The 22,897-nt window shown below is 37.4% G+C and carries 23 protein-coding genes; 21 read left to right on the forward strand and 2 right to left on the reverse strand.

The window, feature by feature from the left end:
- Positions 1-3: 3 nt before the first annotated feature.
- The 12 genes from folD to BN1243_RS02670 all read left to right on the forward strand — a co-directional run bounded on the left by folD (position 4) and on the right by BN1243_RS02670 (position 13,261).
- Positions 4-864: a bifunctional methylenetetrahydrofolate dehydrogenase/methenyltetrahydrofolate cyclohydrolase FolD gene (gene folD, locus BN1243_RS02615; protein WP_062104721.1), complete on the forward strand. Its 861-nt coding sequence runs from the start codon at positions 4-6 to the stop codon at positions 862-864.
- Positions 865-1,067: 203 nt separating this feature from the next.
- Positions 1,068-2,438, forward strand: a complete 1,371-nt coding sequence (gene xseA / locus BN1243_RS02620) for an exodeoxyribonuclease VII large subunit (protein WP_062110323.1) — start codon at positions 1,068-1,070, stop codon at positions 2,436-2,438.
- Positions 2,416-2,640, forward strand: coding sequence for an exodeoxyribonuclease VII small subunit (gene xseB / locus BN1243_RS02625; RefSeq protein WP_062104722.1), 225 nt, complete (start codon positions 2,416-2,418; stop codon positions 2,638-2,640). The genes xseA and xseB overlap by 23 nt, the downstream gene beginning before the upstream one ends.
- 2 nt (positions 2,641-2,642) lie before the next feature.
- On the forward strand, positions 2,643-3,527 hold the full coding sequence (locus tag BN1243_RS02630; RefSeq protein ID WP_230200085.1) for a polyprenyl synthetase family protein: 885 nt from the start codon (positions 2,643-2,645) through the stop codon (positions 3,525-3,527).
- Between the two features lie 686 nt (positions 3,528-4,213).
- Entirely contained in the window at positions 4,214-4,828 is a 615-nt protein-coding gene (locus tag BN1243_RS02635) for a hypothetical protein (RefSeq protein ID WP_062104723.1), read from the forward strand.
- Positions 4,829-4,837: 9 nt separating this feature from the next.
- Positions 4,838-6,730, forward strand: a complete 1,893-nt coding sequence (dxs, locus tag BN1243_RS02640) for a 1-deoxy-D-xylulose-5-phosphate synthase (protein WP_062104724.1) — start codon at positions 4,838-4,840, stop codon at positions 6,728-6,730.
- A 4-nt stretch (positions 6,731-6,734) separates the two neighbouring features.
- The gene (locus BN1243_RS02645) at positions 6,735-7,565 is read left to right on the forward strand and encodes a TlyA family RNA methyltransferase (protein ID WP_062104725.1); all 831 of its coding nucleotides are present in this window, start codon (positions 6,735-6,737) and stop codon (positions 7,563-7,565) included.
- 126 nt (positions 7,566-7,691) lie between these two features.
- A complete protein-coding gene (ahrC, locus tag BN1243_RS02650) occupies positions 7,692-8,141 on the forward strand; it encodes a transcriptional regulator AhrC/ArgR (RefSeq protein ID WP_062104726.1) in 450 nt (149 codons plus the stop codon).
- Between the two features lie 15 nt (positions 8,142-8,156).
- Complete coding sequence (gene recN, locus BN1243_RS02655; RefSeq protein WP_062104727.1) at positions 8,157-9,866, forward strand: DNA repair protein RecN; 1,710 nt, start codon at positions 8,157-8,159, stop codon at positions 9,864-9,866.
- Positions 9,867-10,015: 149 nt separating this feature from the next.
- Complete coding sequence (spoIVB, locus tag BN1243_RS02660; protein ID WP_062104728.1) at positions 10,016-11,308, forward strand: SpoIVB peptidase; 1,293 nt, start codon at positions 10,016-10,018, stop codon at positions 11,306-11,308.
- A 233-nt stretch (positions 11,309-11,541) separates the two neighbouring features.
- Positions 11,542-12,333, forward strand: coding sequence for a sporulation transcription factor Spo0A (spo0A, locus tag BN1243_RS02665; RefSeq protein ID WP_062104729.1), 792 nt, complete (start codon positions 11,542-11,544; stop codon positions 12,331-12,333).
- 181 nt (positions 12,334-12,514) lie between these two features.
- Positions 12,515-13,261 carry a glycerophosphodiester phosphodiesterase gene (locus BN1243_RS02670; protein ID WP_062104730.1) on the forward strand — a complete coding sequence of 249 codons (747 nt, stop codon included), beginning with the start codon at positions 12,515-12,517 and terminating at the stop codon, positions 13,259-13,261.
- 36 nt (positions 13,262-13,297) lie between these two features.
- Here the strand turns inward: BN1243_RS02670 and BN1243_RS02675 are convergent, their stop codons facing one another.
- Positions 13,298-13,543: a DUF2627 domain-containing protein gene (locus tag BN1243_RS02675; protein ID WP_062104731.1), complete on the reverse strand. Its 246-nt coding sequence runs from the start codon at positions 13,541-13,543 to the stop codon at positions 13,298-13,300.
- Between the two features lie 144 nt (positions 13,544-13,687).
- Here BN1243_RS02675 and bcd point away from each other — a divergent pair, with 144 nt between their 5' ends.
- From bcd to BN1243_RS02710, 7 genes are all read left to right on the forward strand, one after another.
- The gene (gene bcd, locus BN1243_RS02680; protein ID WP_062104732.1) at positions 13,688-14,785 is read left to right on the forward strand and encodes a branched-chain amino acid dehydrogenase; all 1,098 of its coding nucleotides are present in this window, start codon (positions 13,688-13,690) and stop codon (positions 14,783-14,785) included.
- 125 nt (positions 14,786-14,910) lie between these two features.
- Positions 14,911-16,329, forward strand: coding sequence for a dihydrolipoyl dehydrogenase (lpdA, locus tag BN1243_RS02685; RefSeq protein ID WP_062104733.1), 1,419 nt, complete (start codon positions 14,911-14,913; stop codon positions 16,327-16,329).
- Between the two features lie 20 nt (positions 16,330-16,349).
- Positions 16,350-17,357: a thiamine pyrophosphate-dependent dehydrogenase E1 component subunit alpha gene (locus BN1243_RS02690; protein ID WP_062104734.1), complete on the forward strand. Its 1,008-nt coding sequence runs from the start codon at positions 16,350-16,352 to the stop codon at positions 17,355-17,357.
- Between the two features lie 3 nt (positions 17,358-17,360).
- Positions 17,361-18,344 carry an alpha-ketoacid dehydrogenase subunit beta gene (locus BN1243_RS02695; protein ID WP_062104735.1) on the forward strand — a complete coding sequence of 328 codons (984 nt, stop codon included), beginning with the start codon at positions 17,361-17,363 and terminating at the stop codon, positions 18,342-18,344.
- A gap of 22 nt (positions 18,345-18,366) precedes the next feature.
- Entirely contained in the window at positions 18,367-19,617 is a 1,251-nt protein-coding gene (locus BN1243_RS02700; protein WP_062104736.1) for a dihydrolipoamide acetyltransferase family protein, read from the forward strand.
- 267 nt (positions 19,618-19,884) lie between these two features.
- Entirely contained in the window at positions 19,885-20,322 is a 438-nt protein-coding gene (locus BN1243_RS02705) for a BrxA/BrxB family bacilliredoxin (RefSeq protein ID WP_062104737.1), read from the forward strand.
- A gap of 116 nt (positions 20,323-20,438) precedes the next feature.
- On the forward strand, positions 20,439-20,942 hold the full coding sequence (locus BN1243_RS02710; RefSeq protein WP_062110327.1) for a L,D-transpeptidase: 504 nt from the start codon (positions 20,439-20,441) through the stop codon (positions 20,940-20,942).
- A 34-nt stretch (positions 20,943-20,976) separates the two neighbouring features.
- Here the strand turns inward: BN1243_RS02710 and prli42 are convergent, their stop codons facing one another.
- Positions 20,977-21,069, reverse strand: coding sequence for a stressosome-associated protein Prli42 (gene prli42, locus BN1243_RS21955; protein WP_154669789.1), 93 nt, complete (start codon positions 21,067-21,069; stop codon positions 20,977-20,979).
- Positions 21,070-21,238: 169 nt separating this feature from the next.
- Here prli42 and BN1243_RS02715 point away from each other — a divergent pair, with 169 nt between their 5' ends.
- The gene (locus BN1243_RS02715; protein ID WP_062104738.1) at positions 21,239-22,363 is read left to right on the forward strand and encodes a M20/M25/M40 family metallo-hydrolase; all 1,125 of its coding nucleotides are present in this window, start codon (positions 21,239-21,241) and stop codon (positions 22,361-22,363) included.
- Positions 22,360-22,896 (forward strand): chemotaxis protein CheW, encoded by a 537-nt coding sequence (locus BN1243_RS02720; RefSeq protein WP_230200086.1) that lies wholly within the window; start codon positions 22,360-22,362, stop codon positions 22,894-22,896. The genes BN1243_RS02715 and BN1243_RS02720 overlap by 4 nt, the downstream gene beginning before the upstream one ends.
- Position 22,897 lies beyond the last annotated feature (1 nt).

The raw sequence follows: 22,897 nt of genomic DNA on the forward strand, positions 1-22,897 counted from the left end.
GAAATGCCAGCCAAGTTGATTGATGGAAAGAAAATATCTGCAGATATACGAAAAAATCTTCAAAAAGAAGTACAGGAATTAACAGAAGCAGGAATGAAACCCGGACTTACTGTTATTTTAGTTGGGAATAATCCTGCTTCGAGGACATACGTGGCAAACAAGCAAAAAAGTTGCCAGGCCATAGGCGTAGAATCTACCTTAATTGAACTCCCAGAAAATGTTGAAGAAAAGCAATTGTTAAAACAAATAAAGGATTTAAACAAAGATGAGACTGTCCACGGAATATTAGTTCAATTACCACTTCCCTCTCATATTTCAGAAACAAAAGTCATTGAGACTATTTCTCCTGAAAAAGATGTAGATGGATTCCATCCCATTAATATTGGAAAAATGATGACTGGGCAAGATACATTCTTACCTTGTACACCATATGGCATTTTACAGATGTTACATCATGAAGAAATCCCAATTGAAGGAAAACATGTAGTTATCGTTGGAAGAAGTAATATTGTAGGGAAACCAGCTGGTCAAATATTATTGAATGAAAATGCTACTGTTACATATTGTCATTCTAAAACAACAGATCTGGCTTCCTATACAAAGCAGGCTGATATTTTAATTGCTGCAGTAGGTAAGGCTAAAATGATTACTGCTAATTATGTAAAGGAAGACGCAGTTGTTATTGATGTCGGTATGAACCGTGATGAGGACGGAAAATTATGCGGTGATGTTGATTTTGAAGATGTAAAGAATAAAGCTGGATGGATTACACCTGTTCCGGGCGGAGTTGGACCAACAACGATTACTATGCTTCTTCATAATACGGTTAAATCAGCGAGAGATAAATTAGTACTTCGTAATTAAGAGTAAATAGAGTAAAATAAGGGAAGAAGCTGTCATTCAAAGTGGAATACAGCTTTTCTTTTATCCTACATAACAGAGAGTACAATCTCGATCTCAAGAATTGTCAATAGGGATCAAAAGTAATGGGAGTTCGCTTGGTGCGACGATCCATCAACTGGGAATTTCCCAATTGTGTAAGTTTTACTTTTAAAGGACGTGAGGCGATGACAAATCCGTCATATTTAACTGTTCATGCGTTAACAAAATATATTAAACGAAAGTTCGATGTTGACTCACATTTAATGAACGTTTTTGTTAAAGGCGAAATATCAAATTTTAAGAGACATACAAGCGGACATCTATATTTTACGTTAAAAGATGAGAAAGCGCGGATTATGTCAGTTATGTTTTCAAAAGCAGCTGCTTCCATGAAATTTATCCCGGAAAATGGAATGAAGGTTTTAATTAAAGGGTATATATCTGTTTATGAACAAAGTGGTCAGTATCAAATTTATGTCCAAGAAATGTTGCCAGATGGGATTGGTGAGTTATTTCTTGCGTTTGAACAACTTAAGGTGCGACTTGAAAGTGAAGGTCTATTTCGACCAGATATTAAAAAGACTATCCCGAAATATCCAAAAAGAATTGGAATTATTACTTCTCCTACAGGTGCCGCTATTCGTGATATTATAACTACAGTAAAGAGAAGGTACCCAATTGGAGAAATGATCATTATTCCTGTGCTTGTTCAAGGAAAGCAGGCAGCCCATTCAATTGCGGAAGCAATAGTGAAAGCAAATGATCAATCTGTAGCGGATGTGTTAATTGTTGGAAGAGGTGGAGGTTCTATTGAAGAACTTTGGGCTTTTAATGAAGAACCAGTTGCACGAGCCATTTTTCATTCGCAAATACCGATTATCTCTGCAGTTGGTCATGAAACGGACTTTACTATTGCCGATTTTGTGGCTGATCTTCGTGCTCCTACTCCGACTGGAGCCGCAGAACTTGCAGTACCGCATTTGGAAGAACTAATGGAACGTCTGCTAAATTTAAAAAATAGATTATTTCGAGGGATGGCAGAAAAAACAAGGGAGAAGCGATCCAAATTAAACTATTTGGAACAGGCTTATATCTTTCGTAATCCACATAAGATTTATGAACAAAAATGGGAATCTGTAGATAAGAACGTTGATAAATTGCGAAGAGCTTTCGAAAGAAATTTGCAACAAAAAATGGATAAACTTCAAATGGTACAAAAATCGCTTGATTCCCACCATCCATTAATGAAAATTAAGTTGAGTAAGGAAAAACATCGTCTTCTTAAACAGAAATTGATTCATCACATGCAATTTGTATTAAAAAATAAAACAAATTATTTCACAAATAAAGTTGCACAGCTAGAAGCTTATAGTCCGTTAAATACATTGCAACGAGGCTTTAGTGTAGCTTATATGGAAGACGGAACTCTTATGAAAAATACGGAGACAACAAATATTGGTGATAAAGTGATCGTTCAAGTTACAGATGGGCGATTACACTGCATAGTCAATCAAATTGAAAAAGGGGAAGAAGATGGAGGAAAAACTAACATTTGAACAGGCGATGGAAAAATTAGAAAAGATTGTTGGGCGGCTTGAAGAAGGGGATATCCCCCTCGAAGAAGCTTTAGAAATTTATAAAAAAGGAATGGAGTATTCCAAATTTTGCCATGATCAGTTGAAAACAGCTGAAAATCAACTAACAAAAGTATTAACGGATCATGGGGAGGAGGATTTTCATCTCCAAGAGGAGGAGTAAGTTTGAAGGATCATTATGAAGAATTTCTGAGTAAATATAAAAAAGTATTAGAACATGAGTTGGCGCAATCAATAGATAGATTGAATGCTCCGCTAGTCTTAAAGGAGGCTATGGATTATTCCCTATCAGCTGGAGGAAAAAGGATTCGCCCCTTGCTTTTATTTGCAACTATTAACGCGTTTGGGAGGAATCCAGATTTAGGATTAGCTACGGCCTGCGCTCTAGAAATGGTTCATACATATTCACTTATCCACGATGATTTACCAAGCATGGATGATGATGATTTAAGAAGAGGAAAACCTACGAATCATAAGGTATATGGTGAAGCTATCGCTATTTTAGCTGGTGATGGTTTACTAACCTACAGTTTCGAGATGATCACAAAAGATAAAAATTTAAGTGATTCAGACAAAATATGGTTAATTCAACAATTTGCACAGAATGCTGGACCAGAGGGGATGGTTGCTGGTCAAGTAGCTGATATCCAAGCTGAGAAAAAAGATCTTAGCTTAAAAGAATTAGAATATGTACATCAGCATAAAACGGGAAAACTTTTAGCCTTTAGTGTGATGGCTGGAGCAAAAATTGGCGGAGGCAGTGAGGAAGAAATTCTTTATTTTCAGGAATTTTCCTATCATTTAGGCCTAGCATTCCAAATTAGTGATGATATCCTTGATGTTATTGGTGATGAAAGTATTATCGGCAAACCGGTTGGAAGTGATGACGGGAAATTCAAAAGTACATACCCTGCAATACTTACACTTCAAGGTGCTAAGGATCAATTAGCTTATCATACTGAACAAGCAAAAAACACGTTGCATAAAATAAATAAAGACACAGGGTTGCTTTTATATTTAACTGATCAAATTGCCGGAAGGAATTACTGATCATTGCCTATAAACAGCCAATTGAAGGAAAAGTACAGATATGATATAATTTTATCCATATTGTTGGATGGTGCAGTATTCTAGTCAATCTACCGGTTCTGAAGGTGGGCCTAAAAATTCACTAAAGGGCATATCGATGAAGTTCCTTGTTCCGGCTTGAGGAGCCCAGCCTTGGGTCGGAGCTGGGAGTAAAGGTGTAAGGGCGATCCACAATGGCATGTGGGCGTAGACCCTTTACCGCGGAGGCTTCGTTCATTCAGCTAGGCAAGTGCTAGTTGAGTTGCGGAGTATAGACCTGCAATGTGATAAGGGTATCACTAGCAGCGTAGCCTGCCTTGAGTGAAGTTCGAGGGGATTATGGTTATAAGATACAAGAACGGTTGGCCATCGTCTTGTTTTCTTCAGCCCATATGAAATCGGCTTTGCAAAAGAGGCTAGGAACATGGTTAAAGATTGTTGAGGAAATCTCCTAGACTGTTCTCATGACATAAAAAGAGGATTATAGTGCGGACTAAGTGGTAATCCAGTCCGGCAGATGGTGACACTGTCGAGGTAGATTTAAAGGGAAACCGCCGGTATGGCGACATCTGGTATTTACTTGGGAAAACCTACTGGACCTAAGCCGTAATTTTTACTCTTTTTATGACCATCCAACACTTCCAAACGAAAGATGGAATAATGAAATTATGAAAGACATTATTTATAAATCGATGAAATGGAGCATCAGTATAGCCGTTATCACATTTGTGCTGGCGGCTATTTTTTCAATCGTGTCCACCGGAATTTTACACGGGGTGTCATGGACCCTAGGTCTAGTCGTTGTATTGTTTATAGCTCTCATTGGTATAGTATTTGATATGATAGGAATTGCGGCAACTGCTGCTGACGAAGTTCCTTTTCATTCCATGGCGGCTAGAAAAGTATACGGAGCAAAATACTCTATCCGAATTGTACGGAATGCCGATCGATTTGCTAGCTTCTGCAATGATGTTATCGGTGATATATCTGGAATTATTAGTGGCACGGCAACTGCATTAGTTGTTATCCAGCTTGTTCAAAGCTTTGAAATGGCTAATAATTCACCTCTTGAATATGGTGTCAATGTTGTCTTTACAAGTCTTATTGCAGCGATTACTGTTGGAGGTAAAGCAATTGGTAAATCATTTGCTATTACCTATTCAAAAGATATTATCTTTCACGTTGGAAAAGTGTTGCAATTTCTTGAAGAGAAAATACATATATCTATACTAAAAGACACTAAAAGGAAAAAAATGAAGCAAAAACCCAAGAAACGAAAGTGAGTGGTCCTGTTGGATCTTTTAACGATTAAAGACCCATCTTTTTTAAAAACTATGAATATAGAGGATCTCCAAAATTTAAGCGCGGACATCCGAAATTTTCTAATTGAAAAGCTTTCAATTACAGGTGGGCATATCGGACCTAATTTAGGAGTAGTCGAGCTGACGATAGCTCTTCATAAATGTTTTAATAGTCCTGATGACAAAATTATTTGGGATGTAGGTCACCAATCTTATGTCCATAAAATCCTAACAGGAAGAGCAAATCAATTTGATAGTTTAAGGCAGTATAAAGGACTTTGCGGTTTTCCGAAAATGTCGGAAAGTGTTCATGATGTATGGGAAACTGGTCATAGTTCAACATCTTTATCTGCAGCGATGGGAATGGCCATTGCTCGAGATATAAAAGGTGATTCGACCTTTGTTGTTCCAGTCATAGGAGATGGTGCTCTTACGGGTGGGATGGCATTAGAGGCCTTAAATCATATTGGTGACAGTCAAAAGAACATTATTGTTATTTTAAACGACAACGAAATGTCGATCGCACCGAACGTTGGTGCACTTAATAATGTACTTGCAAAACTGAGGACAGCTGGTAAGTATCAATGGGTAAAAGATGAACTGGAATATTTATTAAAAAAAATACCAGCTGTTGGTGGGAAACTTGCATCTACTGCTGAGCGAGTTAAAGATAGTCTTAAATATCTGCTTGTATCAGGGATGTTTTTTGAAGAGATGGGGTTTACTTATTTAGGTCCTGTAGATGGTCATGATTTTGAAGATTTGCTAGAAAATCTTCAATACGCAAAAAAGATAGATGGACCAGTTCTTTTGCATACTATTACTAAAAAGGGAAAAGGCTATAGTCCTGCTGAAGATGATAAGGTTGGAACATGGCATGGTACAGGGCAATATAAAATTGAAACCGGTGATTTAATTAAGCCGGTGAATACGGCTCCTGCATGGAGTGCCTTAGTAAGTGAAACAGTCCTGAAGTTAGCGCGTACAGATAAACGCATTGTCGCCATTACTCCAGCAATGCCAGTTGGCTCCAAGCTTGAAGATTTTGCAAAAGAATTTCCAGATCGAATGTTTGATGTTGGAATAGCGGAGCAGCATGCAGCTACTATGGCTGCTGGTCTTGCTACTCAAAAAATGAAACCATTTTTGGCGATTTATTCTACTTTTTTGCAAAGGGCATATGATCAGGTGTTGCATGATATAAGCAGGCAAAATCTTAATGTCTTCATTGGAATTGATCGTGCGGGGTTAGTGGGTGCCGATGGAGAAACACACCAGGGTGTTTTCGATATTGCCTTTTTAAGATCACTACCTAATATCGTATTAATGATGCCTAAAGACGAAAATGAAGGCCAACATATGGTGAATACTGCAATCAACTATAACAATGGTCCAATTGCAATGCGCTTCCCTCGTGGAAATGGTTATGGAGTTCCAATGGATCAACAATTAAAAGAAATCCCTATTGGCACGTGGGAAATTCTTAAAAAAGGTAGTGCAGCTACCATTTTAACTTTTGGGACTACAATTCCAATGGCATTAGAAGCAGCTAATAGATTAGAAAAACAAGGCGTATCAGTTGAAGTTATTAATGCACGATTTATTAAACCGTTAGATGAGAACATGCTTCAGAAAATCTTTAATTCGAATAGACCAATACTTACTATTGAAGAAGCAGTATTACAAGGCGGTTTTGGAAGTGCAGTTATTGAATATGCACATGATCATGATTTTCAACACGTTACAATTGATCGAATGGGAATACCTGATCATTTTATTGAACATGGAAGTGTTAAGGAATTATTGAATGAAATTGGTTTGACAGCAGACAATGTTGTTACTAGGCTTAAAGCAATAATTCCAGCCAAGATAAAAAGGGCGTAATAGTATGAAAGTAAATAAACAGAGGTTAGATATTTTACTTGTTGAAAGAGGATTATGTGAGACACGTGAAAAGGCGAAACGTGCCATCATGGCAGGAATTGTTTTTTCTAATGAAACTAGGCTTGATAAGCCAGGTGAAAAAGTCAGTGAAGATCTCCCGTTACAAGTAAAAGGGAATCCATTACCTTACGTAAGTCGTGGTGGATTAAAATTAGAAAAAGCTTTGCAGGAGTTTGATCTTTCTGTAAAGGATAAAATCATGCTAGATATTGGTGCTTCTACCGGTGGCTTCAGCGATTGTGCACTGCAAAATGGTGCAAAAATGATCTATGCTCTAGACGTTGGATATAATCAATTAGCTTGGAAGTTAAGAAATGACGAACGTGTCGTTGTTATGGAAAGAACGAATTTTCGTTATGTTCAATCCACCGATTTTCAAAAAGGGATTCCTAGCTTTGCATCGATCGACGTATCGTTCATTTCTTTGACCTTAATTTTACCAGTTTTGAGGGAAGTACTAGCAGTTGGAAGTGACATTGTTGCTTTGATTAAACCCCAATTTGAGGCTGGGAAAGACGAAGTAGGAAAAAAAGGTATTGTGAGAGAACCAAACATCCATAAAAAAGTAATAGAGAAAATTATTGCTTTTTCGGTAGAGCAAGGATACGATATTCTTGACCTCTCCTTTTCCCCAATCACAGGTGGAGAAGGTAATATTGAGTTTTTAATTCATTTAAATTGGCCAGGTCTAAAAGGGCAGACCGGTGAAAATAAGATGAGAGATTCAGTCACAGCTGTTATTGAGAGTGCACATGAAAATCTGAAAAAAAGGTAAATCCATTAGGATTACCTTTTTTGTTTTTCATTACAATATGAATTGTCCCTGCGCTTTTGTTCTGGGGTGAATTTAATGTATAATATAGTATAAAAATACACGTATAAGTTTAAAGGTGGTCAAAGTATGACAAAAGGTCAAAGGCATATTAAAATTCGCGAATTAATTGGCACTAAGGATATTGAGACACAGGACGATTTAGTAGATCAATTAAAAAATGCAGGCTTTGATGTGACGCAGGCAACGGTTTCCCGTGATATAAAAGAACTTCATCTTGTTAAAGTTCCTTTACCAGATGGTCGTTACAAATATAGTTTGCCAGCTGATCAGCGTTTTAACCCACTTCAAAAGCTAAGAAGGTCACTATCTGATTCTTTTGTTGGAATTGACTATTCACAGAATCTAATTGTAATGAAGACACTCCCTGGAAATGCTCAGGCTGTAGGGGCGCTGATTGATAAATTGGACTGGAATGAAATCATGGGGAGTATTTGTGGTGATGACACATGCTTAATTATATGTAGAACAAATGAAGATGCGATCTCTGTTAACCAAAAATTTATTGACATGCTATAGGAAGAGGAGAATACAATGCTTCATGAACTATCGATCAAAAATTTTGCCATTATTGACTCCATATTTATTTCTTTCGAAAAAGGCTTAACAGTACTTACAGGGGAAACGGGTGCGGGGAAATCAATCATTATTGATGCACTTCATCTGCTTGTTGGTGGCCGCGGTTCAGCGGAGTTTGTTCGCCATGGAGAGAAAAAGGCAGAAATTGAAGGGCTTTTTTACTTAAATGTTGATCACCCTGTTCATAAAAGATTAGCAGAATTTGGTATCGAAATTGAAGAAGAGATGCTTATCCTTCGAAGAGAAATTTCGCAGAACGGAAAAAGTGTTTGTCGAGTTAATGGAAAACTTGTTACGATTTCAACTTTAAGAGAAATTGGCAGTACACTAATAGACATCCATGGACAGCATGAGCATCAAGAACTTATGGATGACTCTAATCATTTATCTTTATTAGATCAATACGGTTATGAGCAAATTGGTAGCTCCTTCGAGAATTATCAAGAAATATATATGGAATATAATCAAACAGTAAAAAAAGTGAAAGATTTGAAATTAAATGAGCAACAAATTGCGCATCGGTTAGACTTACTCCAATATCAATTACATGAAATTCAAAAAGCGGATTTGAAGATGGATGAAGATGAGTTATTATTAGCTGAAAAAAGACAATTAGGTAATTTTGAAAAAATTTTCGGATCACTACAAGCAGGTTATGAAGGGCTGCAAGGAGAGAACCGAGGATTAGACTTTTTAACAAATGTAATGGGGCATTTGGAAACAGCTGCTGAATTAGATGACGAATATGTTCAAGCATATGAAACTGTGTCCAACAGTTTTTACTTACTAGAGGATGTTGCAACAACTTTAAGAGATCGCTTAGAAAACCTTGAATTTGATCCTAAACGGTTAAACGAAATAGAAAGCCGCCTCCATGAAATAAATCAATTAAAAAGAAAATATGGTTCATCTGTTCTGGAAATTCTTGAATATGGCGCACGAATTGAAGAAGAGATTGAAAACTTAATAAATAGGGAAGAAAGAATCGAACAGCTAAAGACAAAGTTATCCTCGTTGGAGGAGGATTTGACTCTTGAGGGTAGACAACTAAGTCAATTGAGGAAACAGTGGGCAGAAAAGTTGTCTATTGCAATTCATCAAGAGTTACAAGAACTATACATGGATAAAACTATTTTTAAACCTGTATTCATTTCGGATTCAGAAAACTTTAAGGAATTTCGTAAAGATGGGCTCGATGACGTCTGTTTTTATTTATCCACTAATCCTGGAGAACCTTTAAAGCCACTATCCAAAATAGCTTCAGGGGGGGAACTTTCACGAATTATGCTTGCGTTGAAAACCATATTTTCTAGACATCAAGGAATTACTTCCATTATTTTTGATGAAGTAGACACAGGTGTTAGTGGAAGGGTTGCTCAAGCAATAGCAGAGAAAATCCAACAAATCTCAGTTGATTCTCAAGTGCTTTGTATTTCTCACCTTCCACAAGTAGCAGCAATGGCAGATACCCATTTATTTATTTCCAAAGCCTTAAAGTCGGGTAGAACGAAAACGACACTAACATATTTAAATGATCAGCAAAAAACAAATGAAATTGCCAGAATGATCTCTGGAGCAGAAATTACGGAATTAACAAAACAACACGCGAAAGAATTACTGGAAATTGCGGAAACAATAAGGAAGTCGAAAACCTTATCGAGCTAGAGCTCTGCTTTCTATGCCTTATGCGAACCAAATTTTATTAATAACTTGAAAAGCTATCCTTCATTGGAGAGCTTTTTTAGTTTATTCCACTTATAAATGAAGGGGAAGCAGGCTAAATTAAAGATGTGGGCTAGAAAGCGAGGAGAGTGATGAAGAACATGCGTGAAGTTTTAAGAAAATGTATAGGTGGAATTCTCCTTGTTTCACTTTTATTGCTTTGTTTTTACAAACCCTTTCAACAATTTATAGAAATACCAGCAAGTATTACTTTGTTTGAGGGACAGGAACAATCTTTTGTCAAAGCAGGTGCTGTGACAGTCACTAATAATAATGTTAGTGAAAATATTGAAATGCAAGAAAGCAGACAGGCCATTTCCTTACAAGGAAAAACACCTGGTAAAGATAAATTAATTCTCGAACTAGCAGGCTTTCCGGTTAAAAAAGTTGATGTTAATGTTTTAAAGGATTTAAAAGTTTACCCTGGTGGTCAATCGATTGGTGTAAAATTAAATACGCTTGGTGTACTTGTTGTTGGTCACCATTTAGTATCGACTAAAGGCGAAAAGTTATCTCCAGGCGAAGAATCTGGGATAGAAGTTGGTGACATTATTACCAAAATTAATGGACAAAAAATTAATAATATGGCTGATGTCGCTCCATTTGTAAATGAAGCGGGAAAAAATGATAAAACATTAAATGTATCCATTCAACGGGGAAAAGAAAAATTTGATACGACACTGCGACCATTAATGGACGAAAAAGAAAAGATATACAAACTGGGCTTGTATATCCGTGATTCTGCTGCAGGAATAGGTACATTAACTTTCTATGAGCCAAATTCTAAAAAATATGGTGCTCTAGGACATGTTATTTCAGATATGGATACTAAAAAACCAATTGTTGTAGATAATGGTCAAATTGTCGAGTCAACTGTTACTTCAATAGAAAAAGGAAAAAACGGAGCTCCAGGAGAAAAACTGGCGAGATTTTCTAAAAATCGAGATGTCATTGGAAATATCACGAATAATAGTCCTTTTGGAATTTTTGGTGCACTTAACAAGGGACTTGATAATGGTATTTCTAAGCAACCACTACCAATTGCACTTTCCCATCAAGTTAAGGAAGGACCAGCAAAAATTTTAACAGTTACAAATGGGGATAAAGTCGAAGAATTCGATATTGAAGTTGTTAGCACAATACCACAAAAATTTCCCGCTACTAAAGGGATGGTCATTAAAGTAGTCGATCAAAAGTTATTAAATAGAACTGGTGGAATCGTTCAGGGAATGAGCGGAAGTCCAATTATCCAAGATGGAAAACTAATTGGAGCAGTTACGCATGTTTTTGTCAACGATCCTACAAGCGGATATGGAGTACACATCGAATGGATGTTGAATGAAGCCGGCATTGACATTTATGAACAAGAACAAAAAGTAAGCTGAGGGTTGTAAAGCCCTCTTTTTTTTATTTCGCACATATTCATGATAAAATAAAAATAAAGAAAATTCGACAAATCCGCTTTTTAAGTCGAAAACAGGCGAATTCGTGAGTATTTAAAAGAAAATGAAAGATTTTATAAAAAAATGAATAAATTTAAAGGAATTTCCCCCTCTTTGGCGTATTTATCTAATAGTGTAAAAATTAGGTAATTAAGGATTTGAGGAGGAAACCGATTGTGAAGAAGATAAAAGTTTGTATTGTAGATGATAACCGTGAGTTAGTAGGATTATTGGATGAATATATTTCATCTCAAGAAGATATGGAAGTTGTGGGAACAGCTCATAATGGACAAGATTGCTTGTCATTACTAGAGGAAATTGAACCAGATGTATTGGTTTTGGATATAATAATGCCACATTTAGATGGACTTGGGGTTTTAGAGAAATTACGTGGGACTAACAGAAGCCATTTTCCAAATGTTATTATGCTGACAGCTTTTGGTCAGGAGGATGTGACGACTAAGGCGGTTGAATTAGGTGCCTCATATTTTATACTAAAACCATTTGATATGGCTCATTTATCAAATCATATTCGCCAAGTAAGTGGAAAAACGAGTGAGCTTAAAAGAAATACAGCATTTCCTGTGAAAAGTCAGCACGAACCTAAACAAGAAAGAAATTTGGAAGCTAATATTACATCTGTTATCCACGAAATCGGAGTCCCTGCTCATATTAAAGGGTATCTTTACTTAAGAGAAGCGATATCAATGGTTTATAATGATATTGAATTACTAGGCTCTATTACGAAAGTGTTGTATCCTGATATTGCCAAAAAGTTCAATACTACGGCAAGCAGAGTTGAAAGGGCTATCAGACATGCTATTGAAGTTGCTTGGAGCAGAGGTAATATTGACTCGATTTCAGCATTATTCGGGTACACCGTAAGCATGTCTAAAGCTAAACCGACAAATTCGGAATTTATTGCGATGGTCGCTGATAAATTAAGACTGGAACATAGAGCATCATAACTGCTTGTAGTATAATAACCCGGCGAAATTTTGCCGGGTTTACTTTTTTTACTTATGAAAGTAGATTTCGTTAGGTAAGTGGGTAATATACCTGCAATTTTGTCACAATTATAGACTATTTCCCCATTCCAACTGTAATGATAGGATTATACCATGGTAATAAATAAAAGGTGGTGGAATAATGACGATCATTTTAGCACATAGGGGAGCTTCCGGGACTCATCCTGAAAACACGATGGAGGCCTTTATTGCTGCGGAAAAGTTTGGAGCAGATGGTATTGAGTTAGATGTTCAATTAACGGCTGATGGGGAGATAGTAGTGATCCATGACATTACTGTAGACCGTACTACAAATGGAAGTGGTCATATTAAGGATTTGACATTAAATGAATTGAAAAATTTGAAAGCGAATTTCCATTATAAACATTTCTTTAAAAAAGCTGCTCGTATCCCTACTCTTCGGGAAGTTTTTGACTGGATGAGTGAAAATGATCTGATATGCAATATTGAATTAAAAAACAATTCTATTCCTTACGAAGGACTCGAGGAAAAAGTAATCGCTATAACGAAGGAATTCGCTTTTGAAAAGCGTATTATTATATCTTCCTTTAACCATTACTCCCTCGTTTACGTAAAAAAGATTTGTTCAGATATTGAAACTGCCCCTTTATACAAGGATTTGTTATATAAGCCTTGGGAATATGCCTCGTCCATCTTATCTAATGGTATTCATCCAAAATTAAAAGCTGTATCAGATTCAATTATTAAAGCTACTATGGAGCAGGGAATTGCAGTTAGACCGTATACGATTAATAAGGAACGCGACATCAACCGACTACTAAGCTTAAATTGTTCAGCGATCATAACAGATTACCCTGAAAAAGCGATAAGACTACGAGAAAAGATAAAAAAATCGAAAAGGATTTAAAAAAGACCTTGGCTCATATATAAGCCAAGGTACTTTTCATTGAGTTTTTTCTTTGTCAAAACGCTTCTGCACTTTATTTCTTTTTCGGTCACGATGTAATATAAAGCCTCCAATAAACCCTAAACCAAGGATTAATAAAAATAGGCCTGTAATAAATTGTGTCCAAAGAAAAGGAAATGGTTTTTGTAAAATGCCGAAGAGCATATCGCGCATAAGTTTAATGCCATAGCCAGCTATAACGCCAGGAATCAATAAGATAATAAGTGCTACTATTCTGCCCATATGATAAATTTACTCCTTAATCTCTATATTTGAATCATATTACATGATAAAGATTTGTCAAGGGACTGGCTTTTCGTTACAATAAAATAGTATAGATTATGATTAGGTATCAAGATTAGGTCATAATTGCCAGGAGGCTCTCTAATGAAAATATTTGATTATATGGTAAAACATGATTATGAACAATTGTTATTTTGTCAAGATGAACAATCCGGCTTAAAAGCGATTATAGCAATCCATGATACAACTCTCGGTCCTGCTCTTGGTGGAACGCGAATGTGGACTTATGATTCCGAAGAAGCAGCAATTGAAGATGCTTTACGTTTAGCGAGAGGCATGACATACAAAAATGCCGCAGCAGGGTTAAATCTTGGTGGCGGCAAAACGGTTATTATAGGTGATCCAAGAAAAGATAAAAATGAAGAAATGTTTCGTGCCTTTGGACGTTTTATTCAAGGATTAAATGGTCGCTATATTACTGCAGAAGACGTAGGTACAACAGTTGAGGATATGGATATTATCCACGAGGAAACTAATTTTGTAACAGGTATTTCTCCTGCTTTCGGGTCGTCGGGGAATCCGTCACCTGTAACAGCGTATGGCTGTTTTGTCGGCATGAAGGCAGCCGCAAAAGAGGCCTTTGGCACTGATTCTCTTGAAGGTAGAACCATTGCCATCCAAGGGGTTGGGAATGTTGCATTTGAACTTTGTCGATATCTTCATAAAGAAGGGGCACAATTGATTGTCACGGATATTAATAAAGAAGCTGTCAATCGTGCGATTGAAGAATTTAATGCAAAAGCAGTTGACCCTAACGATATATATGCTCAAGAAGCTGATATTTTTTCACCATGTGCGCTTGGTGCGATTATAAATAATCAAACAATCCCCCAATTGAAAGTAAAAGTGATAGCTGGATCTGCTAATAACCAGTTAAAAGAGCCTGAACACGGTGATCTTATTCATGAAATGGGAATTGTTTATGCTCCTGATTATGTTATTAACGCAGGTGGTGTCATTAATGTCGCCGATGAACTATATGGATATAATCGTGAAAGAGCTTTGAAAAAGGTTGAAGGAATTTACCAAAATGTTGCAAAGGTAATTGAGATTTCAAAACGTGATCATATTCCAACCTATGTTGCGGCAGACCGTATGGCAGAGGAGCGGATTGAAAAAATGAGAAAATCACGCAGTCAATTTCTGCTAAATAATAAACATATTTTAGCTAATCGCATCTAATTCTTCTAAAAAAAGTGGTTGTCTCATGAGCAACCGATTAAAATTTGCTGGTAAAAAAAGTAGGACAACCTCCTTTTTTCAAAATATGGACAGTTGTTAAGATATAGCAAGATGGAGGGATTATTATGGCACTTGATTATGATTTGGTTGTTTTAGGAGGTGGGACAGGCGGTTATGTTGCTGCAATTCGCGCTTCCCAGCTTGGCCTCAAAACAGCTATTGTTGAAAGTAAGAAGCTCGGAGGAACATGCCTTCATAAGGGATGTATCCCAAGTAAAGCTTTATTGCGGAGTGCAGAGGTTTTTTCCTTAGCGAAAAGAAGCGAAGAATTTGGAATCTTACATTCTAATCTTCAACTAGCTTTTGAAAAAGTTCAACTTCGAAAAAATAGTATTGTGACCCAACTTTATAACGGCGTACAATCTTTAATAAAAAAGGGTAAAATTGATGTTTATCATGGGTTCGGAAGATTGCTTGGGCCATCGATCTTTTCGCCTCTCCCAGGAACTATTTCAGTCGAAATGGAAAGTGGAAACGAAATGTTGGTTCCTAAGAATGTCATTATTGCTACTGGATCAAGTCCTCGCACATTGCCAGGATTAGAAATTGACGGAAAAGCTATCCTAACCTCTGATGAAGCTTTGGAAATGGAAAATTTACCGGAGTCTATACTAATCGTTGGTGGCGGAGTGATAGGAATTGAATGGGCTTCTATGCTTTCCGACTTTGGAGTACAGGTTACAATCCTTGAAAATGCAGATCGTATTATTCCGAATGAGGATGCAGAAATTTCCAAGGAATTGGAAAAGGTATTAATGGCAAAAGGAATCAATATTGTAACTCAAGCAAAGGTCTTACCGCAAACATATGAGAAGAGACCTGGTGAAATCAATATTAAAGTTGAAATCGCCGGTGAAGAAAAAAATTACTCAGCGGAAAAAATGCTTATATCTGTTGGAAGAAAAGCAAATATAGACGAAATTGGTCTTCAGAATACGGAAATTGAAGTAAAGAATGGATTTATCTCTGTAAATTCTAATATGCAAACAAAAGAATCCCATATATATGCTATTGGCGATGTCATTGGTGGGTATCAACTGGCACACGTTGCCTCTCATGAGGGAATTCATGCAGTTGAGCATATTGCAGGCACCATCCCTGAACCTTTAGCATATCAAACTGTACCAAGATGCATTTATAGCCATCCTGAAGTAGCTAGTGTTGGTTTTACCGAACAAGAGGCTAAAGAACAAGGTTATCAGCTTAAAGTTGGTAAATTCCCTTTTATGGCTAATGGTAAAGCACTCGTTTTTGGTGAGACTACTGGATTTGTTAAAGTTATAGCTGACAAAAAATCCAATGATATTTTGGGCGTACATATGATTGGACCGAATGTGACCGATTTGATTTCGGAAGCGGGGTTAGCCAGAGTATTGGATGCCACTCCGTGGGAAGTAGGGACAATGATTCACCCTCATCCATCATTAAGCGAGACGATTGGTGAAGCAGCATTAGCTGTTGATGGGATAGCAATTCATATATAAATAAAGTGGGAGGGATAAGAATGGTGACTACACGCCATGCAGAACTTGGGCTTAGCGATCAAGATGTTTTGGATATGTACGAAACGATGCTTATGGCAAGACGCTTAGACGAACGAATGTGGCTCTTAAATCGTGCAGGGAAAATACCATTTGTTGTGTCTTGTCAAGGACAGGAAGCTGCACAAGTTGGAGCTGCTTTTGCGCTCAATCGCCAGAAAGATTATGTTTTACCATATTATCGAGATTTAGGTGTTGTTTTAGCTTTTGGAATGACACCAAGAGATATTATGCTTTCTGGATTTGGAAAAGCAGAAGATCCTAATTCAGCTGGACGTCAGATGCCAGGGCATTTTGGCCAAAAGAAAAATCGAATTGTAACAGGATCATCACCTGTAACAACTCAAGTTCCTCATGCAGCTGGGATCGCCCTAGCTGCGAAGATGGAAAGTAATGATCTAGTTACATTTGTTACTTTTGGAGAAGGATCATCCAATCAAGGAGATTTTCATGAAGGAGCTAATTTTGCAGGGGTTCATAAATTACCAGTAATCTTCATGTGTGAGAATAATCAGTATGCAATTTCTGTTCCGATCGAAAAACAAATAGCATGTGAACGAGTGTCAGATCGTGCCGTAGGCTATGGGATGCCCGGTTTTACCATTGATGGTAAAGATCCTTTAGCTGTCTTCCAAGTTGTTAAAGAAGCTGCAGATCGGGCTCGGAATGGGGATGGTCCGACACTTATTGAAGCAATGACTCATAGAATTACCTCCCATTCATCAGATGATGATCAACGGCGGTATCGTCCAGAAGAGGAATTGGCCAAATTACAGGAAGAAGATCCAATCCTTTTATTTAAGCAGTATTTGTATGAAAATAACTTGCTTACTAGCGAAATGGAAAGTGAAATTGAAAAAAGCATCATGAAGCAAGTCAATGATGCAACTGAATATGCGGAACATGCAGCTTATCCAGATCCGGAAACGTTGTTTCAATTCGTTTATGCGCCGGAGAAACAGGGGGAATAGATAATGGCAGTGATGTCTTATATAGAAGCTATTACAATGGCGATGCGAGAGGAAATGGAGCGCGATGAAAAAGTCTTTATTCTTGGTGAGGACGTTGGTAAAAAAGGCGGTGTTTTTAAAGCCACCCAGGGGCTATATGAACAGTTTGGCGAGCAAAGGGTAATAGATACCCCATTAGCTGAATCTGCCATAGCAGGTGTTGGAATCGGTGCTGCTATGTATGGATATAAACCAATTGCGGAAATGCAGTTTGCTGATTTTATTATGCCAGCTGTCAATCAAATTATTTCTGAAGCAGCGAGAATTCGTTATCGTTCTAATAATGATTGGAGTTGTCCAATTGTTATTCGGGCACCCTATGGAGGAGGAGTTGGCGGAGCCTTATACCATTCCCAATCTGTTGAAGCCATTTTTGCGAATCAACCTGGATTGAAAATTGTCATGCCTTCGACTCCTTATGATGTCAAAGGATTGTTAAAGGCTGCTATTCGTGATAAAGATCCTGTCCTTTTTTTCGAGCATAAAAGAGCTTACAGAATGATAAAAGGTGAAGTTCCCACAGATGATTATGTATTGCCGATCGGAAAAGCAGATATCAAACGTGAAGGTGACGACATAACGGTCATAACGTATGGCCTATGTGTTCATTTTGCTTTACAAGCGGCAGAGCGTCTGGCTGAAGAAGGGATTAACGTTCATATCCTTGATTTAAGGACTGTCTATCCACTAGATCAACAAGCCATTATAGAAGCTGCATCAAAAACTGGAAAAGTGTTACTTTTAACAGAAGACAATAAAGAGGGAAGCATAATGAGTGAAGTTGCTGCGATTATTGCAGAACATTGCTTATTTGAACTGGATGCTCCAGTTATGAGGCTCGCGGGGCCTGACGTCCCAGCTATGCCGTTCGCTCCGACTTTGGAGAAGCATTTCTTGATTAATTCTGATAAAGTCGAAAAAGCGATGCGTGAGTTAGCGGAATTTTAACCTATAAGGGAGGGGTAACATCATGGCGATTGAAAACATCACTATGCCCAAGCTTGGAGAAAGCGTAACAGAAGGAACGATTAGCCGATGGCTTGTGAAGCCCGGAGATTATGTAGAAAAATATGATCCAATCGCAGAGGTAATGACAGATAAAGTAAATGCAGAAATTCCCTCCTCTTATATGGGAACTATTGCTGAAATAATAGTGGAAGAAGGGGAAACTTTAGCAGTTGGAGAAACAATCTGTACGATTAATACAGAAAACACACTCGAACAACCAGAAACGACCGTTAATCCAAGTGTGGGACGGGAGAATGAAATGGTTATAAATAATCAAGTTCAGGAAGGAAGTAAATTAAGATTTTCACCCGCCGTCTTGAAGATGTCCCAAGAACACGGTATTGATTTAGCAAAAGTAAATGGGACTGGGCGGGGTGGACGTATTACAAGAAAAGATCTACAAACTTTGATTGATACTGGAATGACGGCCCAGTCTGAAGTGTCACCACCACCGACTGAAGTGCAAAAGGAAAAAACAACTCCAACTAAATCATCTTTTGTCCAAGCTGGTTTCGGAGATATTGAAATTCCAGTATCAAATGTTCGAAAAGCGATTGCTACAAAAATGGTCCGAAGTAAAGCGGAAATCCCACATGCTTGGATGATGATCGAAGTAGATGTCACGAACCTTGTGAAATATCGAGATTCATTAAAAACAGAATTTAAACAACGGGAAGGTTTCAACTTAACGTACTTCGCTTTCTTTATCAAAGCAATTGCCCAAGCCCTTAAAGAGTATCCGATGATCAACTCGATGTGGGCAGGGGATAAAATTATTCAAAAGAAAGACATTAATATCTCAATTGCAGTTGCTGCGGAAAATGAATTGTTTGTCCCAGTAATTCGACATGCAGATGAAAAGTCCATTAAAGGAATTGCCAGGGATGTTGCGGATCTTGCTAAAAGAGCAAGAACTGGAAATTTGACCAATGAAGATATGCAAGGGGGAACTTTTACAATTAATAACACGGGCTCCTTTGGATCTGTCCAGTCTATCGGAATTATTAATTATCCCCAAGCGGCGATTTTACAAGTTGAATCTATCATTAAACGACCTGTTGTCCTAAATGATGGAATAGCTATCCGAAGCATGGTCAATCTTTGCTTATCTTTAGATCATCGGATATTAGATGGACTTATTTGCGGTCATTTTATGCAGCGAATTAAAGAAATCTTGGAAAATATCCCGAAAGAAAATACTTCTGTTTATTAAAGACGAAAAGGATTCAATCTGTTGGATTGATCCTTTTCAATTTCTTTTTTAGTGCTGTCTATTAAGATTCACACAACTAAAAAAGGACAGCAGAATCGCTGTCCAAAACATCTAGGGAGTTTAGGGGTATGGATCTAGATGTATTATAAGCTTACCCAATCTCTTATTAAATAAACATCTATTTTAAAATAAACCGATTATTTGCTTAAAATACTTAAAAACTGCTATGATAACATTGAAACAAGCTTGCTAAGGAGTGGAATATAAATGGGCATGGATTTTAATCTTTATATGAACGACATTGTTGCTCAAGCACGTGAAGATATGGTAAGAGCCGGATATGACCAGCTAACTACGCCTGAGGATGTTGAAAAAGCGTTAGAACGTAAAGGAACGACCCTAGTAATGGTTAATTCAGTTTGTGGCTGTGCAGGTGGTATTGCACGTCCAGCAGCGGCACATTCATTGCATTATGATAAACGTCCGGATCATCTTGTAACAGTTTTTGCAGGACAAGATAAAGAAGCTACTGCGAAAGCTCGCAGCTATTTTACTGATTATCCACCATCCTCTCCATCATTTGCCTTGCTAAAAGATGGAAAGATTTGTAAGATGGTTGAACGTCATGAAATTGAAGGACATGACCCAATGTCGGTTGTCAACAAACTACAGCAATATTTCGATGAATATTGTGAAGAGGTATAAATAACCGAATAAACATGGACGCCCTAAAATGCCCATTCATTTTAGGGTTTTTCTTTTTTAAGGTAAACATGAAAATGTCGTATTCAGCACACAATAATGAAAAAGGTGCTGATGAAATGAGAATATTACTTGCGATCTTCTTGTTTATAAATACGCCATTTTGGCCATTCGATTCCCCAATTCTACCCGGGGATTCATTAATTATAATCAATAAACGAACAAATGAACTTGCATGGATCAATCAAGGGAAAATACAACTGGAAACGAAAGTAGCAACTGGGAAAACAAATACGTTAACGCCTGAAGGGCTATTTACTATTACCGTAAAAGCAATAAATCCTTATTATCGTAAAAAAAATATTCCTGGCGGGAACCCACGGAATCCACTCGGTTCCAGGTGGATAGGGTTTGATGCGGATGGTACAGATGGACGGGTTTATGGAATTCACGGGACGAATCAGCCCTTTACCATTGGCTATTATGTTTCACAAGGATGTATTAGAATGGAGAAAGAACCCCTGGAATTTCTTTATGAGCAAATACCTATAGGGACCAACGTATTAATCATCCATTCAACCCTTGAGTTTGAAGAACTCGCTCGAGAACATGGGGCTATTTAGGTGAGGCCTTTCAACCACCTCACCTTTTCAGGTCCTATAAAAATGATAAACCTGTAATAATGGTCATGGCAATCATGGAAAAGAGCATAATATAGACAACAATTTTTTGCAGTTTTTTATTAGACATTTGGCAAAGCACCCCTACCTATTATAATTACTATTATTTTATCTAGAATTCTAGTTTAAGACAAGTCTATCGCAGTGGTTAATGTTTCCGTTCAAACAGGAAAAAATGTTAAAATCAATATAATGGAATCTACATACTCGAAATAGAAACGAAAATGGAGGAATGAAACATGATAAATAACGAACGTATTATAAATGAATTTCTAGAATTGGTACAAATTGATTCCGAAACTAAAAATGAAGCTGAAATAGCTAAAGTGTTAAAGAAAAAATTTATTGATCTAGGAGTCGAAGTATATGAAGATGATACGATGGATCAAACTGGTCATGGAGCTGGAAATTTGATTTGTACTTTAAAAGGATCTAAACAAGCTGTTGATCCAATTTATTTTACTTGTCATATGGATACGGTTGTGCCTGGAAATGGAGTGAAACCTTCGATCCAAGATGATTATGTAGTAACAGACGGAACGACTATTCTTGGAGCAGATGATAAAGCAGGTATTTCAGCTATATTTGAGGCGATTCGCGTACTTAAAGAACAAAAAGTGGAACATGGTGATGTTCAATTCATCATTACAGTTGGTGAGGAATCCGGATTAGTGGGTGCGAAAGCTCTTGACCCTAAGAGAATTACGGCTAAATATGGTTTTGCGCTCGATAGTGACGGAAAAGTAGGTAATATCATTGTTGCAGCTCCAACTCAGGCGAAGGTTACAGCGCATATTTATGGAAAAACTGCTCATGCGGGTGTAGCGCCAGAAAAAGGGGTTTCAGCTATAACGATTGCAGCCAAAGCAATAGCAAAAATGCCACTTGGACGTATTGATGAAGAAACTACAGCAAATATCGGGCGGTTTGAAGGAGGAAAAGCTACAAATATTGTAGCAGATGAAGTCTATATTTTAGCTGAAGCACGTTCTCTTGTTCCAGAAAAAATGGAAAAACAAGTTGAAGCAATGCGGGTAGCATTTGAAGAGACAGCTCAAAAAATGGGCGGGTCAGCCGATATAAATATTGAAATTATGTATCCCGGATTTAAATTTGCTGATGGTGATGAGGTTGTAGAAGTTGCTAAGAAAGCAGCAGAACGAATTGGAAGAGCCTCCAAACTGCTTACAAGCGGTGGTGGAAGTGATGCAAACGTAATAGCTGGATTTGATATCCCGACAGTTAATTTAGCTGTTGGTTATGAAGAAATTCATACAACAAATGAACGGATGCCGATTGAAGAGCTTTGTAAATTAGCTGAAATGACTGTAGCTATTGTTGAAGAGGTTTCTACAAGAGCATGATTGGTTTTGGAAGGCAGGTTTTACCTGCTTTCCGCATTAATATGAATGAAGGTTGTGAGGATATGAATTTAACATCAGTAGTGTTTAATGCGGGCAGGGAAGAGTATGCAATACCAGTTGAAAATGTCGTTTCTATTGAGAAGGTTGAAAAAACAAATCCTGTCCCGCATTTACCCTCTTATATGAAAGGTGTTGTCAAATCAAGAGGGGAGTTAATCCCGTTGCTTGATCTAGCCAATATATTGTACGAGACAAATATTATTATAGACGACAAGGCACGGATGATAGTTATACATACGGAAGAACTTTCATTCGGACTTCTAGTACAAGAAGCGAAAGAAATATTGGAAATTCCACGTGAAGCACTTCAACAAATAGGGCTAGTTGCGTATCATAAAACTAAATATTTCTCATCTATTGCAAATCTTGATGATCGCATTATAACGATGATCAATCCAGAAAGTTTATTAGAAGTATTGGATGGAGTGAAAGAAATTAAAGAATACTTAGTGGAACAGCGTCAGGAAGTGTAAG

The organism is Bacillus niameyensis (assembly GCF_001375535.1).
Lineage (GTDB): Bacteria > Bacillota > Bacilli > Bacillales > Bacillaceae_C > Lederbergia > Lederbergia niameyensis.

What these genes read in the sequence shown, in the direction of transcription:
- folD (WP_062104721.1), top strand. Translation starts at nt 4, where the DNA reads ATGCCAGCCAAGTTGATTGATGGAAAGAAAATATCTGCAGATATACGA.
- xseA (WP_062110323.1), top strand. Translation starts at nt 1,068, where the DNA reads ATGACAAATCCGTCATATTTAACTGTTCATGCGTTAACAAAATATATT.
- xseB (WP_062104722.1), top strand. Translation starts at nt 2,416, where the DNA reads ATGGAGGAAAAACTAACATTTGAACAGGCGATGGAAAAATTAGAAAAG.
- BN1243_RS02635 (WP_062104723.1), top strand. Translation starts at nt 4,214, where the DNA reads ATGAAAGACATTATTTATAAATCGATGAAATGGAGCATCAGTATAGCC.
- BN1243_RS02645 (WP_062104725.1), top strand. Translation starts at nt 6,735, where the DNA reads ATGAAAGTAAATAAACAGAGGTTAGATATTTTACTTGTTGAAAGAGGA.
- ahrC (WP_062104726.1), top strand. Translation starts at nt 7,692, where the DNA reads ATGACAAAAGGTCAAAGGCATATTAAAATTCGCGAATTAATTGGCACT.
- recN (WP_062104727.1), top strand. Translation starts at nt 8,157, where the DNA reads ATGCTTCATGAACTATCGATCAAAAATTTTGCCATTATTGACTCCATA.
- spoIVB (WP_062104728.1), top strand. Translation starts at nt 10,016, where the DNA reads ATGAAGAACATGCGTGAAGTTTTAAGAAAATGTATAGGTGGAATTCTC.
- BN1243_RS02670 (WP_062104730.1), top strand. Translation starts at nt 12,515, where the DNA reads ATGACGATCATTTTAGCACATAGGGGAGCTTCCGGGACTCATCCTGAA.
- BN1243_RS02675 (WP_062104731.1), bottom strand. Translation starts at nt 13,543, where the DNA reads ATGGGCAGAATAGTAGCACTTATTATCTTATTGATTCCTGGCGTTATA.
- bcd (WP_062104732.1), top strand. Translation starts at nt 13,688, where the DNA reads ATGAAAATATTTGATTATATGGTAAAACATGATTATGAACAATTGTTA.
- lpdA (WP_062104733.1), top strand. Translation starts at nt 14,911, where the DNA reads ATGGCACTTGATTATGATTTGGTTGTTTTAGGAGGTGGGACAGGCGGT.
- BN1243_RS02690 (WP_062104734.1), top strand. Translation starts at nt 16,350, where the DNA reads ATGGTGACTACACGCCATGCAGAACTTGGGCTTAGCGATCAAGATGTT.
- BN1243_RS02695 (WP_062104735.1), top strand. Translation starts at nt 17,361, where the DNA reads ATGGCAGTGATGTCTTATATAGAAGCTATTACAATGGCGATGCGAGAG.
- BN1243_RS02700 (WP_062104736.1), top strand. Translation starts at nt 18,367, where the DNA reads ATGGCGATTGAAAACATCACTATGCCCAAGCTTGGAGAAAGCGTAACA.
- BN1243_RS02705 (WP_062104737.1), top strand. Translation starts at nt 19,885, where the DNA reads ATGGGCATGGATTTTAATCTTTATATGAACGACATTGTTGCTCAAGCA.
- BN1243_RS02710 (WP_062110327.1), top strand. Translation starts at nt 20,439, where the DNA reads ATGAGAATATTACTTGCGATCTTCTTGTTTATAAATACGCCATTTTGG.
- prli42 (WP_154669789.1), bottom strand. Translation starts at nt 21,069, where the DNA reads ATGTCTAATAAAAAACTGCAAAAAATTGTTGTCTATATTATGCTCTTT.
- BN1243_RS02715 (WP_062104738.1), top strand. Translation starts at nt 21,239, where the DNA reads ATGATAAATAACGAACGTATTATAAATGAATTTCTAGAATTGGTACAA.
- BN1243_RS02720 (WP_230200086.1), top strand. Translation starts at nt 22,360, where the DNA reads ATGATTGGTTTTGGAAGGCAGGTTTTACCTGCTTTCCGCATTAATATG.